This window comes from Acidovorax sp. ACV02, assembly GCF_014851475.1.
Classification (GTDB): domain Bacteria; phylum Pseudomonadota; class Gammaproteobacteria; order Burkholderiales; family Burkholderiaceae_C; genus Acidovorax; species Acidovorax delafieldii.
In genome coordinates, this window is record NZ_JACUZU010000008.1 from 122,839 (window position 1) to 137,467 (window position 14,629).

Consider the following 14,629-nt stretch of genomic DNA (forward strand, 5'->3'; position numbering starts at 1 on the left):
GGCACGAACCACATATGTCCAGTAACACTGTTGCCGAGTTCGCTACCGAACTCAAAAAATCGCCTGAAACCCTGCTCGACCAGCTCAAGGCTGCCGGCGTGGGCAAGGCTGCTCCCTCTGACGCGTTGACCGAGTCGGACAAGCAAAAGCTGCTTGCTTACCTGCAGGCCAGCCACGGCACGGCCTCGGCCGATCGCAAGAAGATCACGCTGGTCAAGAAGTCCACCAGCGAAATCAAGCAGGCGGACGCTACGGGCAAGGCCCGTACCATCCAGGTGGAAGTGCGCAAGAAGCGCACGTTCATTCAGCGCGACGAAGGTGCAGAGGCTGCTGCAGAGTCGCACGCCCCCGCGGCGGTGGAAGAACCCGCTGTGTCGAGTGAAGACCTTGAGCTGTCCCGCCGCGAGGAAGAAGCCCGCCGCCAGGCCGAGCTGATCCGCCGCCAGGAGGCGGAATTGGCCGAAAAGCGCGCCGAGCGCGAAGCCCGCGAAAAGCGCGAGCGCGAAGCCGAAGAGCGTGCTGCCGCCTACGCTGCTCAGGAAGCTGAGAAGAAGGCCCAGGCTTCTGCCGTCAAGCAGGAAGCCACCCGCGAGCAGGCTGCCGAAGCCGCTGCGCGCACGGCAGCACAGAACGAAGCCCGCGAAAAGGCTGCTGCCGAATCCAAGGCCCGCTCTGACGAAGAAGCCGCCCGTGCGGCCGACCTGGATGCACGTCGCCGCAAGGCCGAGGCAGAAGCTGCCGCCATTCGCTCCATGATGGCCACGCCCAAGAAGGCGGTCATGGTCGCCAAGAAGCCCGAGGAACCCAAGCCAGTGGCCAAGCCTGCTGCCGTGGGCGACGCCAAGAAGGGCACGCTGCACAAGCCGGCCGTCGGTACTGGCGTGGCGCGCGCCGGTGCTCCCGCTGCTGCTGGAGCGGGCGCGGGTGCGCCTGGCGCTGGCAAGGAAGTGAAGTCAGCCAAGCTGTCCTCCAGCTGGGCCAATGACACGGCCAAGAAAAAAGAAATCAAGACCCGCGGCGACAGCAGCGGCGGTGTCGGTCGCAACAACTGGCGTGGTGGCCCGCGTGGCCGCCGTGGCGACAACCGCGACCACCGTGATGATCACCAGCAGGCCGCACCGGTCGAAGCACGCATCATCGAAGTGCATGTGCCCGAGACCATTACCGTGGCTGAACTGGCGCACAAGATGTCCATCAAGGCCAACGAGGTCATCAAGGCGCTGATGAAGATGGGCCAGATGGTCACCATCAACCAGCCGCTGGACCAGGACACGGCCATGATTGTGGTGGAAGAGCTGGGCCACAAGGCCGTCGTGGCTGCGCTGGACGACCCGGAAGCCTTCACCGACGAAGATGCAGGCCAGCAGAACGCAGAACTGTTGCCGCGCGCTCCGGTCGTGACCGTGATGGGTCACGTGGACCATGGCAAGACCTCGCTGCTGGATTACATCCGCCGCGCCAAGGTGGCTGCGGGTGAAGCCGGTGGCATTACCCAGCACATCGGTGCCTACCACGTGGAAACGCCACGCGGCATGGTGTCGTTCCTCGACACCCCGGGGCACGAGGCTTTCACGGCCATGCGTGCCCGTGGTGCCCAGGCCACCGACATCGTGATTCTGGTGGTGGCCGCCGACGACGGCGTCATGCCCCAGACCAAGGAAGCCATCAAGCACGCCAAGGCGGCGGGTGTTCCGATCGTGGTGGCCATCACCAAGGCTGACAAGCCCGATGCCAACCCCGACCGCGTCAAGCAGGAGCTGGTGGTCGAAGAGGTGGTGCCTGAAGAATACGGTGGCGATTCGCCCTTTGTGCCCGTGTCCTCCAAGACCGGCATGGGCATCGACACCCTGCTGGAGCAAGTGCTGCTGCAGGCCGAAGTGCTGGAACTCAAGGCGCCGGTGGATTCGCTGGCCAAGGGTCTCGTGATCGAAGCCCAGTTGGACAAGGGCCGAGGCCCTGTGGCCACGGTGCTGGTGCAGTCCGGTACGCTGAAGGTGGGCGATGTGGTGCTGGCTGGCCAGACCTATGGCCGCGTGCGCGCCATGCTGGACGAAAACGGCAAGGTCGCCAAGACGGCTGGTCCATCGATTCCTGTCGAAATCCAGGGTCTGACGGAAGTGCCGCAGGCGGGTGACGAATTCATGGTGTTGACGGACGAGCGCCGTGCCCGTGAGATCGCGACGTACCGTGCAGGCAAGTTCCGCAACACCAAGCTGGCCAAGCAGCAAGCTGCCAAGCTGGAAAACATGTTCGCCGACATGACGGCGGGTGAGGTCAAGACCCTGCCCATCATCGTCAAGGCCGACGTGCAAGGCTCGCAGGAAGCGCTGGCCCAGTCGCTGCTCAAGCTCTCGACCGACGAGGTCAAGGTGCAACTGGTGTACGCCGCTGTGGGCGCCATCAGCGAGTCCGACATCAACCTGGCGATCGCCTCCAAGGCCATCGTGATCGGCTTCAACGTGCGTGCCGATGCCGGTGCGCGCAAGCTGGCCGAAGGCAATGGCGTGGACCTGCATTACTACAGCATCATTTACGACGCTGTGGACGAGTTGCGTGTGGCGATGTCCGGCATGCTGGCTCCCGAGCAGCGCGAAGAAGTCATTGGTACGGCCGAGATCCGCACCGTGTTCGTGGCCTCCAAGATCGGTACTGTGGCGGGTTCGTACATCACGTCCGGCATGGTCCATCGCAACGCCAAGTTCCGTCTGCTGCGCGACAACGTGGTGGTCTACACCGGCGAAGTCGACTCGATCAAGCGCCTCAAGGACGATGTCAAGGATGTCAAGGAAGGCTTTGAGTGCGGTATCAAGCTCAAGAACTACAACGACATCAAGGAAGGCGATCAACTCGAGTTCTTTGACATCAAGGAAATCGCCCGGACGCTGTAAAGCCTCGGTGACGACGATATGGCTGCGAAGAAATCTTCCACTCCCAACCGCGCCTTCAAGGTGGCCGACCAGATCCAGCGTGATCTGACGGAGCTGATCGCGCGCGAGTTGAAAGACCCGCGCGTGGGCATGGTGACGCTGCAGGGCGTGGAGGTGACTCCCGACTACGCCCATGCCAAGGTGTTCTTCAGCCTGTTGACGGGCGACCCTGTGGAAACGCAGGCGGCGCTCAACCAGGCGGCTGGATTCCTGCGCAATGGCTTGTTCAAGCGCCTGCACATCCACACCGTGCCTACGCTGCACTTCGTGTTCGACCGCACCTCTGAGCGTGCGGCCGACATGAACGCCTTGATCGCCAAGGCGGTGTCTTCGCGCGCCAAAGAGGATTAGTCCATGCACGCGCCACGCACCAGGGTGCAGCGGCGCCCTGTGCATGGGGTGTTGCTGCTCGACAAACCGCTCGGCCTTTCGAGCAATGACGCCTTGCAAAAGGCGAAATGGCTGCTGCGCGCCGAGAAAGCGGGCCATACGGGCACGCTGGATCCGCTCGCCACGGGCGTGTTGCCGCTGTGTTTCGGCGCCGCCACCAAGTTCAGCCAGCTGCAGCTGGATGCCGCCAAGACCTACGAGGCGATTGCGCTGCTCGGCGCCACCACGACCACCGGCGATGCCGAGGGGGACGTGGTGCAACGCTGCGACGTAGATGCTGCCCAACTCACGCCAGAGCGCCTGGCGGCTGTTCAGCAACAGTTCACGGGGCCCATCCGCCAGGTGCCGCCGATGCACAGCGCGCTCAAGAAGGACGGCAAGGCGCTGTACGAATATGCACGCGCCGGTGTCACGGTGGAGCGCGAAGCACGGGACGTGATCATCCATGCCCTCAAGCTGACGCTGGTGCATACGGATCAAGCGCAGGCAGCTATTAAAATGATAGTGACCTGTAGCAAGGGCACCTACATCCGTACGTTGGGTGAAGACATTGGCGCGGCATTGGGCTGCGGGGCTCACCTGACCTTCTTGCGCCGCATCGACACTGGGGGCATTGGTGTGGAGCGCTGTGTCACGCTGGCCCAGCTGGAGGCCATGCCCGAGGCAGAACGCCTGGCCAGTCTGGAAGCGCCCGAGTCACTGCTGGCACAACACATGCGTGTCACGCTGGACGGTGAGAATGCAGCCCGATTCCTGTCGGGCGTGCGTCGCCGTGGCAACTGGCCCGATGCCAGTGCCGTGGCGGTGTTTGGCGAGAATCCCCCGGCGCTGCTGGGGGTGGGCCACATCGTGGGCGGGGAGCTGGTGCCGGACAGGCTCCTGAGTCCGCTGGAAATTCAACAAATTTTGGAAAGCACGCCGCATTCCGCGTCCATGGCGCACAGCGGCATATTGGAAAAACTATGACTAAACAAATCCGCAATATCGCCATCATTGCCCACGTTGACCATGGCAAAACCACCATGGTGGACCAGCTGCTGCGCCAGTCCGGCACCTTCGCCGACCACGAAAAGGTCGTCGATACCGTGATGGACAACAACGCGATCGAAAAGGAACGCGGCATCACCATCCTGGCCAAGAACTGCGCCGTGAGCTGGAAGGGTACGCACATCAACATCGTGGACACCCCCGGCCACGCGGACTTCGGTGGCGAAGTGGAACGTGCTCTGTCCATGGTGGACAGTGTGGTGCTGCTGATCGATGCGCAAGAAGGCCCCATGCCCCAGACGCGTTTCGTGACCAAGAAGGCCCTGGCGCTGGGCCTGCGCCCCATCCTGGTGGTGAACAAGGTGGACAAGCCCGGTGCCAACCCCGACAAGGTGGTGAACGCCGCGTTCGACCTGTTCGACAAGCTCGGTGCTACCGATGAACAGCTCGATTTCCCCGTGGTGTACGCCTCGGGCATCAACGGCTGGTCGTCGCTGGAAGAAGGCGCGCCCGGTGAGCAGTGGGGCCCCGACATGTCGGCCCTGTTCGACACCATCCTCTCGCACGTTCCACCCAACACGGGCGATGCCAATGCGCCGCTGCAGCTGCAGATCTCTGCGCTGGACTTCTCCAGCTTCGTGGGCCGCATCGGCGTGGGCCGCATCAGCCAGGGTACCCTGAAGCCCATGCAGGACGTGATCGTCATGGAAGGCCCTGATGGCAAGGCCGTGAAGGGTCGTGTGAACCAGGTGCTGACATTCCAGGGCCTCGATCGCATGCAGACCCCCTTGGCGGGCCCTGGCGACATCGTGCTGATCAACGGCATTGAAGACATCGGTATCGGCGTGACCGTGACCGACCCCGCCAACCCCGCGCCGCTGCCCATGCTGAAGGTGGATGAGCCCACGCTGACCATGAACTTCTGCGTGAACACCAGCCCGCTGGCCGGCCGCGAAGGCAAGTTCGTGACCAGCCGCCAGATCTGGGACCGCCTGCAAAAAGAACTGCAGCACAACGTGGCCCTGCGCGTGAACGAAACCGACGAAGAAGGCATCTTCGAAGTGATGGGCCGTGGTGAACTGCACCTGACCATCCTCTTGGAAAACATGCGCCGCGAAGGTTACGAGCTGGCCGTGTCCAAGCCCCGCGTGGTGTTCAAGGACATCGACGGTGTCAAGCACGAGCCTATCGAGCTGGTGACGGCCGACATCGAAGAAGGCCACCAGGGCGGCGTGATGCAGGCCCTGGGCGAGCGCAAGGGCGAGCTGGTGAACATGGAGTCCGACGGCCGTGGCCGCGTTCGCCTGGAGTACCGCATCCCGGCCCGTGGCCTGATTGGTTTCACCAACGAATTCCTGAACCTGACGCGCGGCTCCGGCCTCATCAGCAACATCTTCGACAGCTACGAGCCGCACAAGGGCGACATCGGCGGCCGCAAGAACGGCGTGCTGATCTCCATGGACGACGGTGAAATCTTCACCTACGCGCTGGGCAAGCTGGACGACCGTGGTCGCATGTTCGTGAAGGCCAACGACCCTGTGTATGAAGGCATGATCGTCGGCATCCACAGCCGTGATAACGACCTGGTGGTGAACGCCACACGTACCAAGCAACTGACCAACTTCCGCGTGTCCGGCAAGGAAGACGCGATCAAGATCACGCCTCCGATCGACCTCACGCTCGAATACGGCGTGGAGTTCATCGAGGACGACGAACTGGTCGAAATTACGCCCAAGTCCGTGCGCCTGCGCAAGCGCTATCTGACCGAAAACGAGCGCAAGCGCGCCTCCCGTTCTTGATAAGCTCAGCGTTTCCGAAAGGGCCACTGCCACGCAGTGGCCTTTTTTCCGTCTGAACCCTGCACAAACCATGTTGAAACTCACCCATACCCGGGCGGTGCTGCTGATGGTGGCGGTGACCCTCATGTGGTCCATCGCCGGCGTGGTCACGCGCCACCTGGAGCATGCGGCAAGTTTTGAAGTGACCTTCTGGCGCAGCTTTTTCACGTTGCTGTCGCTGCTGGTCATCTTGCCCGTGCTGCAAGGCAGGGCGGTGTTTGCCTCCATGCGCCACAGTGGCCGTGCGTTGTGGATCTCTGGCGTGTGCTGGAGCGTGATGTTCACGGCGTTCATGGTGGCGCTGGTTCTCATGCCGGTGGCCAATGTGCTGGTCACGATGGCCGTGGGGCCGCTGCTCACAGCGCTGTTTGCAAGGGTGTTCATCGGCCATCACATCGCCCCGCGCACCTGGGCTGCGATTGCCGTGGCGGGGCTGGGTATTGCGTGGATGTATGGTTCGCAGATGGCGGGCCTCCCTCTGGCGGGAACGCTGGTGGCGCTGTGTGTGCCTGTGGCCGCTGCCATCAACTGGACGGTGGTACAACATTCGCAGCGCCATGGCCATGCGGTGGACCTGGTGCCTGCGGTGTTGATCGGCGCAGTGACTTCGGTGGTGGCCACGCTGCCACTGGCGCTGCCTTTTCAGGCGTCGGCCCACGACCTGGGCCTGCTGGCCTTGCTGGGCGTGGTGCAATTGGCCATCCCTTGTGTGCTGGCCGTGCGCTGCGGGCGCGTGCTCAAGGCGCCCGAGATGGCGCTGCTCGGGCTGCTTGAAGTGATCTTTGGCATCTTGCTGGCATGGCTGGGCGCGGGCGAAAAGCCTGGCACGGCGGTGCTGACGGGGGGCGCACTGGTGATTGGTGCGCTGGTTTTCAATGAACTGTTGGGTTGGAAGGAACAAAAATGACGGAGACGGTCGTGTCTGAAGTGTTGAGCGAAGTGCGTGGCCAGGTGGGCTTCATTACCCTGAACCGCCCGCGTGCGCTCAATGCCTTGTCGCTGGGTATGGTGCGTGACCTGATGGGCATCCTGCTGGCATGGCAGAACGATGCGCGGGTGCTGGCCGTGGCCATCCGTGGCAGCAACAAGGAAGGCCCGTTTGGTGCTTTCTGCGCAGGCGGCGATATCCGCTTTCTGCACCAGGCAGGTAGCCAGGGCAACCCGCTGATCGAGGACTTCTTCACCGAGGAATACGCGCTCAACCACCTGATCCACAACTACGCCAAGCCCTACATCGCCTTCATGGATGGCATCGTGATGGGGGGCGGCATGGGCATCAGCCAGGGCGCCGCCCTGCGCGTAGTGACCGAGCGCACCAAGATGGCCATGCCCGAGACGGCGATTGGCCTGTTCCCGGACGTGGGCGGGGGTTACTTCCTGAGCCGCTGCCCGGGCCGCGTGGGCGAGTGGCTGGCGCTGACCGGCGACACCATTGGCGCGGGAGATGCCATTGCCTACCAGCTGGCCGATGGCTGCCTGCCGTCAGACCGGCAGGCAACGGTGTGGGATGCGCTGGCTACCCAAAGCTTTGCAGATGGCGCGGCCATCAAGGCCTATGTTGCTTCTCAATTTGTAGCATCTCAGGCAAGCGGTACTAGCGCTCTGGCCGATATTGACCAATATTTTGCACTGCCGACCGTCGGCGAGATCGTGCGGGCACTCGAGGCCGCCGACAGCGACTGGGCGCGCACCACGGCTGCCACGCTGCGCAAGCGTTCGCCACTGATGCTGCATGTGGTGCTGGAGCAGATTCGCCGCGCCCGTGCGATAGGCCTGGCCGACGACCTGCGCATGGAGCGCGATATGGTGCGCCACTGCTTTTTCCTGCGCCCAGGACAGAGTGAGACCGTGGAAGGCATCCGTGCCCTGGCCGTGGACAAGGACCATGCGCCTCAGTGGAATCCAGGCCGCATTGAAGATGTGACGCCGGAGATGGTGGCGCCGTTCTTTGCCAGCCCCTGGCCTGCACACGCCCATCCGTTGGCCCATTTGTCCTGACCGCATACGGACACGGTCGGGCCAGGCCCCCGGCGGCGCGTCAGGGGTTCAGCTGCTGATACACCGCTGTGGCCAGGCTCAATAACTCGGGGCGCGACAACTGTCCGCTCAGGGCGTAGCCAAAGCCGGTATCCGTCCAGTAAAAGCCCGGCACCGGGCCTTCGTGTGTGAACTGGAACGCGGTGGTGGGTGCTGCCGCCGGTGCTTCCGTGCGCGCTTTGGTGCCGCCCTGGTTGTCACTGGCAGGGCGGGGCGGGGTGGGGGCGAGAGCGCCCAGGTACAGCGTGATTCGCTGGCCTGCGCTGTTCTGGTACATGAACTGCGCGCGCACTCCGGTATCGCCGGGCAGCAACCGGCCTCCCACCAGTTCATAGCCCTGGGCGCCCAGCACAGGGACTTTCAGCGGTCGGTCCAGCCGTTTGGACAGCCATTGCACCAGGTGGTCTTGCTGGGCAGCCGTGACCTCAACGGGGTGACGCACTTCGGGTTGGTACACCGCATGGGCCACCGAGGCCTGCTGCGCGAAGCGCTGTGCCGGTTCGGCTGCCACCAGCGCGGCTCCTTGGCCAGTCGCCAGCGTTTTGCCGGGTAGCCCTGCGGGCCACTGGCTGCGGCCCGTCCAGCCCAGTACAAAGGCCAGCAGGACCGATGCAGCCATGCCACCCCAACGCCACCACTGCGCCTGTTGCTCCCTGCGGTCTGCGGCGCGCAATGCTGCGGCCAGCAAGGCATCGGGAACGGGGGCGTGGAGAAGGTCCTGGTGTAGGTCGTGCAGCCGCTGCCGCTGCGCCTGCCAGTGGGCCAGTGTGGCCGGAGCCTCCTCATCGTCCCGCAGTTGCTCGCGCAACGCCTGTGCCTGAGCGGGCGACAACTGGCCGTCCACAAGGGCATGCCAGGCGCTGCTCTCTTCTGCGCGTGCTGGGGGGGGTGGGTATGTCGGGTCCATGGTGGAGGATCGGGTCAGGGTGGCTATTTGAGACGGCGCAGTGCAGGCGTCGTGCCTGTGACTGCGCCCGCCTGGGCGGCCGGTACAGCCGGTGCGGTGCCTGATGTGGGCTCCCGGTCCATCAGCACTCGCAGGCGCATGCGGGCCCGCGACAGGCGTGACATGACGGTACCCACCGGAATGCTCAGGATGCGTGCGGTGTCTTCGTAGCTCATGTCCTCCATCGCCACCAGCAGCAGCACGGCCCGCTGGTCGGCGGGCAGGCGCTGCAGGCAGCGCTCCAGGTCCAGGGCGTCATCCGAGGGCGCACGGGCGCCTTGCAGCTGGTCTTGAACCTCATCGATGTCCAGAGGGGGCAGCGCGGGCAACGCGCGGCGTTGGTTGAGATACAGGTTGTGCATCAGGGTGAACAACCATGCGCGCAGGTCGCTGCCGGTGCGCCACAGCAGCCATTTGCTGCAGGCCCGCTCCAGCGTGTCCTGCACGAGGTCATCAGCCGCCCAGGCATCGCCCGTCAGCACCCGCGCGTAGCGGCGCAGGCCCGGCAGCTGTTCGATGACCTGGGAGCGATTCATGCCGTGCGGGGCCTGTGTTGCGCTGTGCGTGCTCTTACGGCCGTGCGGTGCGCCACACCTGGTTCACGCCTTCGCCCGTCTTGTCTCCGGGCTTGGTGTCCTTGATCCAGTAGTACAGCGGCTTGCCCTTGTAGGCAAGCTGGGTCTTGCCATCGTCGCGGGTGACGACGCTGTAGTCGCCGCCAGGGGCCTTGCTGGCCATCAGCGGCGGCCAGTTGGTGGCGCAGGGGCCGTTGCACACTGACTTGCCACTGCCTGCAGCATCGCGGTCAAACGTATAGAGCGTCATGCCGCCCGCGCCGACCAGTACGCCGTCCATGGTCTTCACGGGCGAGTCGTCCATGGTGGCGCAGCCAGCCAGTGCAGCGGCTGCGACGAATGCGGCCATCGAGATCAGTTTCTTCATGGGTTTCTCCAGAGGGTGGTGCAGGCGGAGGCGAATGCTGCCTTGCACCGGGATGAACACCCGGACATGGTGATTTATTCCATCACAACTGAAAAAATAGTGACCAGCAGCGCGCAGGGCTTTCAAAACTGGCACGGCCCGGGCCGGCGCATCCGTTCAAGGCTGCTCTGCCTCCCCGTATGCGGTCCTCTTGGGGGACATCGCTCAGCGACTTTGGGGACTATTTGTTCCTGCTCTTCATGGCGCGCTCCACCTCGCGCTTGCCTTCGCGGTCTTTGATGGTGTCGCGCTTGTCGTGCTCGGCCTTGCCTTTGGCCAGGGCGATCTCGCACTTCACGAAACCGTTCTTCCAGTGCAGGTTGATGGGTACCAGCGTGTAGCCCTTTTGCTCGACCTTGCCAATCAGGCGCTTGATGTCGTCCTTCTTGAGCAGCAGTTTCTTGGTGCGTGCCGATTCGGGGTTGACATGGGTGGACGCTGTCTTGAGCGGCATGATCAGGCAGCCGAGCAGATACAGCTCGCCATCGCGGATCAGCACGTAGCCATCGGTCAGCTGCACCTTGCCCTCGCGCAGCGCCTTGACCTCCCAGCCGTGCAGCACCATGCCCGCCTCGTGGCGCTCCTCGAAGAAGTAGTTGTAGGCCGCTTTCTTGTTGTCGGCAATGCGGGACGTGGGATCGGGTTTTTTGGCCATGTAGATCAGATGCGGCGCCCTGCGGGAGATAAAAGGTCTCCCTACATACAATTGTGGCCGTTCAGAGACCCGTGATTCTAGTTTCCCCGGCCCGCCTTTCCCCTTCGAAAGCCCCGCGCTAGTTGCCTGCATGAAAACCGTCCACAAGTCCGTCCTCATTTGGTACAGCCCCGAAGAGATGTTTGCCCTGGTCACCGGGGTGGAGCACTACCCGCAGTTCCTGCCCTGGTGCGACCGCGCCGCAGTGCTGGAGCAGACCGACGAGGGCATGACCGCCGAGGTGGGCATTGCATTCAGCGGCATTCGCCAGACCTTTGTCACGCGCAACACGCACGAAGTGGGCAGGCGTGTGCAGATGCATCTGGTGAAAGGACCGTTCTCACGGCTGGACGGGGATTGGCACTTTCATCCCGTGGGGGACGGCACGCAGCGTGCGTGCAAGGTGGAGTTGATGCTGAACTATGGGTTTGATAGTGCCGCGTTGGCCACGCTGGTGGGGCCGGTGTTTGACCGCATCGCAGGGAGCATGGTCGATGCCTTCGTCAAGCGAGCGGAACAGGTCTATGGCTGAGGTGGGTGGAGGTGCCTCGGCGACCATCGCTATCACCGTTGTCGTCTGTCTGGCTCCGCGCGAGGTGCGTGAGTGGACTCTGGATTTGCCGGTGGGCGCCACGGTAGCGGATGCACTGCACGCCAGCTGCGGTATGGCCACGCTGTCCGCGCTGGAGGAGGGGGGCGCACCGTGCGTCGGTATCTGGGGCCGTGCTGCCAATCTGGATGTGGTGTTGCAGCCCCAGGACCGCGTAGAAATCTACCGACCCTTGAAGGTGGACCCCAAGGTAGCACGGCGGGAGCGCTTTGCCCGACAAGGGGCGCGCACTACAGGACTCTTTGCGCGCCGCCGACCAGGGGGCAAGTCAGGCTACTGATACTGCTGAGTTGATCCGTGCGGTAGCGGAGCAGCACGCAGCTCAGCGTACGCAGTCGGCCGCGACAATCTCGTCGATGCGCTTGGCTTCGGCCGCGCGGGCGGGGCCGTCCAGGAAGATTCTTTCGCCCTGGGCGTTCGCTTGTGTGATGGGCTTGCCAGCATCGAACGCCGCTTTGGCTGCGCGTGCACGGGTGCAGTTTTCAGCCTTGGCCTTGGCGATCTTTTCGTCCTCGGCCTTTTTCTTGGCGGCTTCTGCGGCCTCGGCCTGGGCTTTCTTCTCTTCCAGCTCCTTGTCCTTGCCAGCACCAGGGGCGCTGGCAGCGGTCTTGGGCGCTGCTGCTGCTGCGGGCGCCGCGTCAGAGGCTGCTGGCGCGGCCGGGACGGCAGTCCGTGCCGGGCGGTTGCCCCCAGGCTGTTTCAGGATACTTTTTTCGGGGATATCGGGTGGTGGCGGACGATCGCTGAAGACTTTGCGCCCGTCTTTGTCTGTCCACTGCCATTGCGCCGCCGCGCCCATGGCCCAGGTGCAGGCCACGGCCAGCAGGAGAAGCTTGTGCATTTTCATGCGGACAAGTTTATCCATGTGATTCCCCCCCCGCCAGTGCGTTGCAGACGGGTGGGCGCGTTTTCACCACACGCGGCGCGGGTACAATCCGTTTTTTGGAGCTTTCTCATGCGCCTTCTTGGAAAAGCGCTCACCTTCGACGATGTGTTGCTGGTGCCAGCGTACTCCCAGGTCCTGCCCAAGGACACGTCCCTCGCGACGAAACTCTCCCGCAATATCCAACTGAACCTGCCGCTTGTGTCCGCCGCCATGGACACCGTGACCGAGGCGCGTCTGGCCATTGCCATTGCCCAGGAGGGCGGCATCGGCATCGTGCACAAGAACCTCACGGCGCAAGAGCAGGCTGCTCATGTGGCCAAGGTCAAGCGCTACGAGTCTGGCGTGTTGCGTGATCCCGTGGTCATCACCCCCGAGCACACCGTGCTGCAGGTGCTCCAGCTGTCCGAACAGCTGGGCATCTCGGGCTTCCCGGTGTGCGACGGCGGCAAGGTGGTGGGCATTGTCACTGGCCGTGACCTGCGCTTCGAGACCCGTTACGACGTCAAGGTCCACCAGATCATGACCCCGCGCGAGAAGCTCATCACGGTCAATGAAAAAGAGGGCACCACGCCGGCCGAAGCCAAGGCGCTGCTCAACAAGCACAAGCTCGAACGCATCCTGGTCGTGAACGACGCCTTTGAACTCAAGGGCCTGATCACGGTGAAGGACATCACCAAGCAGACCAGCTTTCCCAACGCGGCCCGCGATGCCGCAGGCCGCCTGCGCGTAGGCGCGGCGGTGGGTGTGGGCGAGGGTACCGAAGAACGCGTTGAAGCCCTGGTCAAGGCCGGTGTGGATGCCATCGTGGTGGACACGGCCCACGGCCACAGCAAGGGCGTGATCGACCGCGTGCGCTGGGTCAAGCAGAACTACCCGCAGATTGACGTGATCGGTGGCAACATCGCCACCGGCGCTGCAGCCCTGGCACTGGTTGAGGCCGGCGCGGATGCGGTCAAGGTCGGTATCGGCCCAGGTTCCATCTGTACCACCCGCATCGTGGCGGGTGTGGGAGTGCCCCAGATCATGGCCATCGACAACGTGGCCACGGCCCTCAAGGGCACCGGCGTGCCGCTGATCGCGGACGGCGGTATTCGCTACAGCGGCGACATCGCCAAGGCCCTGGCCGCTGGCGCTGGGACGGTGATGATGGGCGGTATGTTTGCGGGCACTGAAGAAGCGCCGGGCGAAGTCATCCTGTTCCAGGGCCGCAGCTACAAGAGCTACCGCGGCATGGGCTCCATTGGCGCCATGCAGCAGGGCAGTGCGGACCGCTACTTCCAGGAATCGAGCACCGGCAATCCCAATGCCGACAAGCTGGTGCCTGAAGGCATCGAAGGTCGCGTGCCCTACAAGGGCTCCATGGTCAGCATCGTCTACCAGATGGCTGGCGGCGTGCGTGCCTCCATGGGCTACTGCGGTTGCGCCACGATCGAAGAGATGAACAACAAGGCCGAGTTCGTCGAGATCACCACTGCTGGTATCCGCGAAAGCCACGTGCACGATGTGCAGATCACCAAGGAAGCGCCGAACTACCGCGCTGACTGATCGTTGCAAACCGATCTGGCCTGATTGAAAAATCTGGTCAGACTGATATAGTCTGGTCTGAATTCGCCATTCAGGCCAGACTTTTTTATTTATGCAGTCCGTTGGCATCTACGAAGCAAAAAGCAAGTTCTCTGCCTTGATCGAACTGGTCGAGCAGGGCGAGGAAGTGCGCATCACCCGCCATGGCAAAGAGGTGGTGCGCATGCTGCCGGTGCGCCGCCGTCCAGTGATTTCTGACGAACAGATTGCGCGCGAACTGGGCCAGATGGACGTGTTGCATGCCAGCATTCAACCCGCTGGGTCAACAACAGTGGATGGCTTGCGCCGTGCAGGGCGGAGCACTGCATGACCGCCTTCGTGCTCGATGCCTCGGTCACTGCCGCCTGGCTGCTGCCTGACGCGGCCAGCGAACACACCCGCCGCCTGTACGCCCTGATCCGCCGCGATGAGGTCGAGCCGCAGGCGCCCAACCTCTGGCACTGGGAGTGTCACAACATACTGGCCACCGGTGTGAACAGCAGGCGCATTCCAGCCGCTTCAGTCGAAGGCCTGTGGGGCGTGCTCGAAGCCATTCGTCACCGCGTCGAATTGCACGAACTGGCCCCTGCCCAGCACAAAGCCGTGCTCGATGTGGCATTGGAAACCGGCCTGCCCACCTTTGATGCTGCATACCTGTGGCTGGCGCGCTCGCTGCGCCTGCCTTTGGCCACCTTTGATTCTCACCAGATCGCTGCCGCCCAGCGCAGCGGCGTCCCGCTTCTTGATCTCTCCAGCCTCTGACGGACCAC

16 protein-coding genes are annotated in these 14,629 nt (G+C 63.5%); 11 read left to right on the top strand and 5 right to left on the bottom strand.

Going from position 1 to position 14,629, the window contains the following annotated elements:
- Window positions 1-14 precede the first annotated feature (14 nt).
- The 6 genes from infB (at window position 15) to IB236_RS19575 (ending at window position 8,140) form a co-directional block, all read left to right on the top strand.
- Complete coding sequence (infB, locus tag IB236_RS19550; RefSeq protein WP_056746494.1) at window positions 15-2,888, top strand: translation initiation factor IF-2; 2,874 nt, start codon at window positions 15-17, stop codon at window positions 2,886-2,888.
- Between the two features lie 18 nt (window positions 2,889-2,906).
- Window positions 2,907-3,278 carry a 30S ribosome-binding factor RbfA gene (gene rbfA / locus IB236_RS19555; protein WP_008904004.1) on the top strand — a complete coding sequence of 124 codons (372 nt, stop codon included), beginning with the start codon at window positions 2,907-2,909 and terminating at the stop codon, window positions 3,276-3,278.
- Window positions 3,279-3,281: 3 nt separating this feature from the next.
- Complete coding sequence (truB, locus tag IB236_RS19560) at window positions 3,282-4,283, top strand: tRNA pseudouridine(55) synthase TruB (protein WP_192421877.1); 1,002 nt, start codon at window positions 3,282-3,284, stop codon at window positions 4,281-4,283.
- Window positions 4,280-6,103 carry a translational GTPase TypA gene (typA, locus tag IB236_RS19565; RefSeq protein WP_056063883.1) on the top strand — a complete coding sequence of 608 codons (1,824 nt, stop codon included), beginning with the start codon at window positions 4,280-4,282 and terminating at the stop codon, window positions 6,101-6,103. Before truB ends, typA begins: the two co-directional genes overlap by 4 nt.
- A gap of 70 nt (window positions 6,104-6,173) precedes the next feature.
- On the top strand, window positions 6,174-7,049 hold the full coding sequence (locus tag IB236_RS19570; protein ID WP_192421878.1) for a DMT family transporter: 876 nt from the start codon (window positions 6,174-6,176) through the stop codon (window positions 7,047-7,049).
- Window positions 7,046-8,140 (top strand): enoyl-CoA hydratase/isomerase family protein, encoded by a 1,095-nt coding sequence (locus IB236_RS19575; RefSeq protein ID WP_192421879.1) that lies wholly within the window; start codon window positions 7,046-7,048, stop codon window positions 8,138-8,140. The genes IB236_RS19570 and IB236_RS19575 overlap by 4 nt, the downstream gene beginning before the upstream one ends.
- A gap of 40 nt (window positions 8,141-8,180) precedes the next feature.
- On the opposite strand, the gene IB236_RS19580 is transcribed toward IB236_RS19575, so the two are convergent.
- The 4 genes from IB236_RS19580 to smpB all read right to left on the bottom strand — a co-directional run bounded on the left by IB236_RS19580 (window position 8,181) and on the right by smpB (window position 10,761).
- Window positions 8,181-9,086 carry an anti-sigma factor gene (locus IB236_RS19580; RefSeq protein WP_192421880.1) on the bottom strand — a complete coding sequence of 302 codons (906 nt, stop codon included), beginning with the start codon at window positions 9,084-9,086 and terminating at the stop codon, window positions 8,181-8,183.
- Between the two features lie 23 nt (window positions 9,087-9,109).
- Complete coding sequence (locus IB236_RS19585; protein ID WP_192421881.1) at window positions 9,110-9,661, bottom strand: RNA polymerase sigma factor; 552 nt, start codon at window positions 9,659-9,661, stop codon at window positions 9,110-9,112.
- Between the two features lie 34 nt (window positions 9,662-9,695).
- Window positions 9,696-10,067, bottom strand: coding sequence for a hypothetical protein (locus tag IB236_RS19590; protein WP_116747265.1), 372 nt, complete (start codon window positions 10,065-10,067; stop codon window positions 9,696-9,698).
- Window positions 10,068-10,287: 220 nt separating this feature from the next.
- Window positions 10,288-10,761, bottom strand: a complete 474-nt coding sequence (gene smpB / locus IB236_RS19595; RefSeq protein WP_056746487.1) for an SsrA-binding protein SmpB — start codon at window positions 10,759-10,761, stop codon at window positions 10,288-10,290.
- Between the two features lie 130 nt (window positions 10,762-10,891).
- On the opposite strand from smpB, the gene IB236_RS19600 reads away from it, so the two are divergent.
- Together IB236_RS19600 and IB236_RS19605 are read left to right on the top strand one after the other, a co-directional pair.
- On the top strand, window positions 10,892-11,332 hold the full coding sequence (locus IB236_RS19600; RefSeq protein WP_192421882.1) for a type II toxin-antitoxin system RatA family toxin: 441 nt from the start codon (window positions 10,892-10,894) through the stop codon (window positions 11,330-11,332).
- Window positions 11,325-11,690, top strand: coding sequence for an RnfH family protein (locus IB236_RS19605; protein ID WP_121942681.1), 366 nt, complete (start codon window positions 11,325-11,327; stop codon window positions 11,688-11,690). Before IB236_RS19600 ends, IB236_RS19605 begins: the two co-directional genes overlap by 8 nt.
- A gap of 42 nt (window positions 11,691-11,732) precedes the next feature.
- On the opposite strand, the gene IB236_RS19610 is transcribed toward IB236_RS19605, so the two are convergent.
- A complete protein-coding gene (locus tag IB236_RS19610; protein ID WP_192421883.1) occupies window positions 11,733-12,257 on the bottom strand; it encodes a DUF4124 domain-containing protein in 525 nt (174 codons plus the stop codon).
- Between the two features lie 108 nt (window positions 12,258-12,365).
- Here IB236_RS19610 and guaB point away from each other — a divergent pair, with 108 nt between their 5' ends.
- The 3 genes from guaB to IB236_RS19625 all read left to right on the top strand — a co-directional run bounded on the left by guaB (window position 12,366) and on the right by IB236_RS19625 (window position 14,621).
- Window positions 12,366-13,841 (top strand): IMP dehydrogenase, encoded by a 1,476-nt coding sequence (gene guaB, locus IB236_RS19615; RefSeq protein WP_055398151.1) that lies wholly within the window; start codon window positions 12,366-12,368, stop codon window positions 13,839-13,841.
- A gap of 91 nt (window positions 13,842-13,932) precedes the next feature.
- Window positions 13,933-14,190: a type II toxin-antitoxin system Phd/YefM family antitoxin gene (locus IB236_RS19620; RefSeq protein WP_056746479.1), complete on the top strand. Its 258-nt coding sequence runs from the start codon at window positions 13,933-13,935 to the stop codon at window positions 14,188-14,190.
- On the top strand, window positions 14,187-14,621 hold the full coding sequence (locus IB236_RS19625) for a type II toxin-antitoxin system VapC family toxin (protein ID WP_121942684.1): 435 nt from the start codon (window positions 14,187-14,189) through the stop codon (window positions 14,619-14,621). The genes IB236_RS19620 and IB236_RS19625 overlap by 4 nt, the downstream gene beginning before the upstream one ends.
- Window positions 14,622-14,629 lie beyond the last annotated feature (8 nt).

Coding starts and splice junctions, on each gene's coding strand:
- typA (WP_056063883.1), top strand. CDS start 4,280: ATGACTAAACAAATCCGCAATATCGCCATCATTGCCCACGTTGACCAT.
- IB236_RS19610 (WP_192421883.1), bottom strand. CDS start 12,257: ATGAAAATGCACAAGCTTCTCCTGCTGGCCGTGGCCTGCACCTGGGCC.
- IB236_RS19625 (WP_121942684.1), top strand. CDS start 14,187: ATGACCGCCTTCGTGCTCGATGCCTCGGTCACTGCCGCCTGGCTGCTG.
- guaB (WP_055398151.1), top strand. CDS start 12,366: ATGCGCCTTCTTGGAAAAGCGCTCACCTTCGACGATGTGTTGCTGGTG.
- IB236_RS19585 (WP_192421881.1), bottom strand. CDS start 9,661: ATGAATCGCTCCCAGGTCATCGAACAGCTGCCGGGCCTGCGCCGCTAC.
- IB236_RS19575 (WP_192421879.1), top strand. CDS start 7,046: ATGACGGAGACGGTCGTGTCTGAAGTGTTGAGCGAAGTGCGTGGCCAG.
- IB236_RS19605 (WP_121942681.1), top strand. CDS start 11,325: ATGGCTGAGGTGGGTGGAGGTGCCTCGGCGACCATCGCTATCACCGTT.
- smpB (WP_056746487.1), bottom strand. CDS start 10,761: ATGGCCAAAAAACCCGATCCCACGTCCCGCATTGCCGACAACAAGAAA.
- infB (WP_056746494.1), top strand. CDS start 15: ATGTCCAGTAACACTGTTGCCGAGTTCGCTACCGAACTCAAAAAATCG.
- rbfA (WP_008904004.1), top strand. CDS start 2,907: ATGGCTGCGAAGAAATCTTCCACTCCCAACCGCGCCTTCAAGGTGGCC.
- IB236_RS19600 (WP_192421882.1), top strand. CDS start 10,892: ATGAAAACCGTCCACAAGTCCGTCCTCATTTGGTACAGCCCCGAAGAG.
- IB236_RS19570 (WP_192421878.1), top strand. CDS start 6,174: ATGTTGAAACTCACCCATACCCGGGCGGTGCTGCTGATGGTGGCGGTG.
- IB236_RS19620 (WP_056746479.1), top strand. CDS start 13,933: ATGCAGTCCGTTGGCATCTACGAAGCAAAAAGCAAGTTCTCTGCCTTG.
- IB236_RS19580 (WP_192421880.1), bottom strand. CDS start 9,086: ATGGACCCGACATACCCACCCCCCCCAGCACGCGCAGAAGAGAGCAGC.
- IB236_RS19590 (WP_116747265.1), bottom strand. CDS start 10,067: ATGAAGAAACTGATCTCGATGGCCGCATTCGTCGCAGCCGCTGCACTG.
- truB (WP_192421877.1), top strand. CDS start 3,282: ATGCACGCGCCACGCACCAGGGTGCAGCGGCGCCCTGTGCATGGGGTG.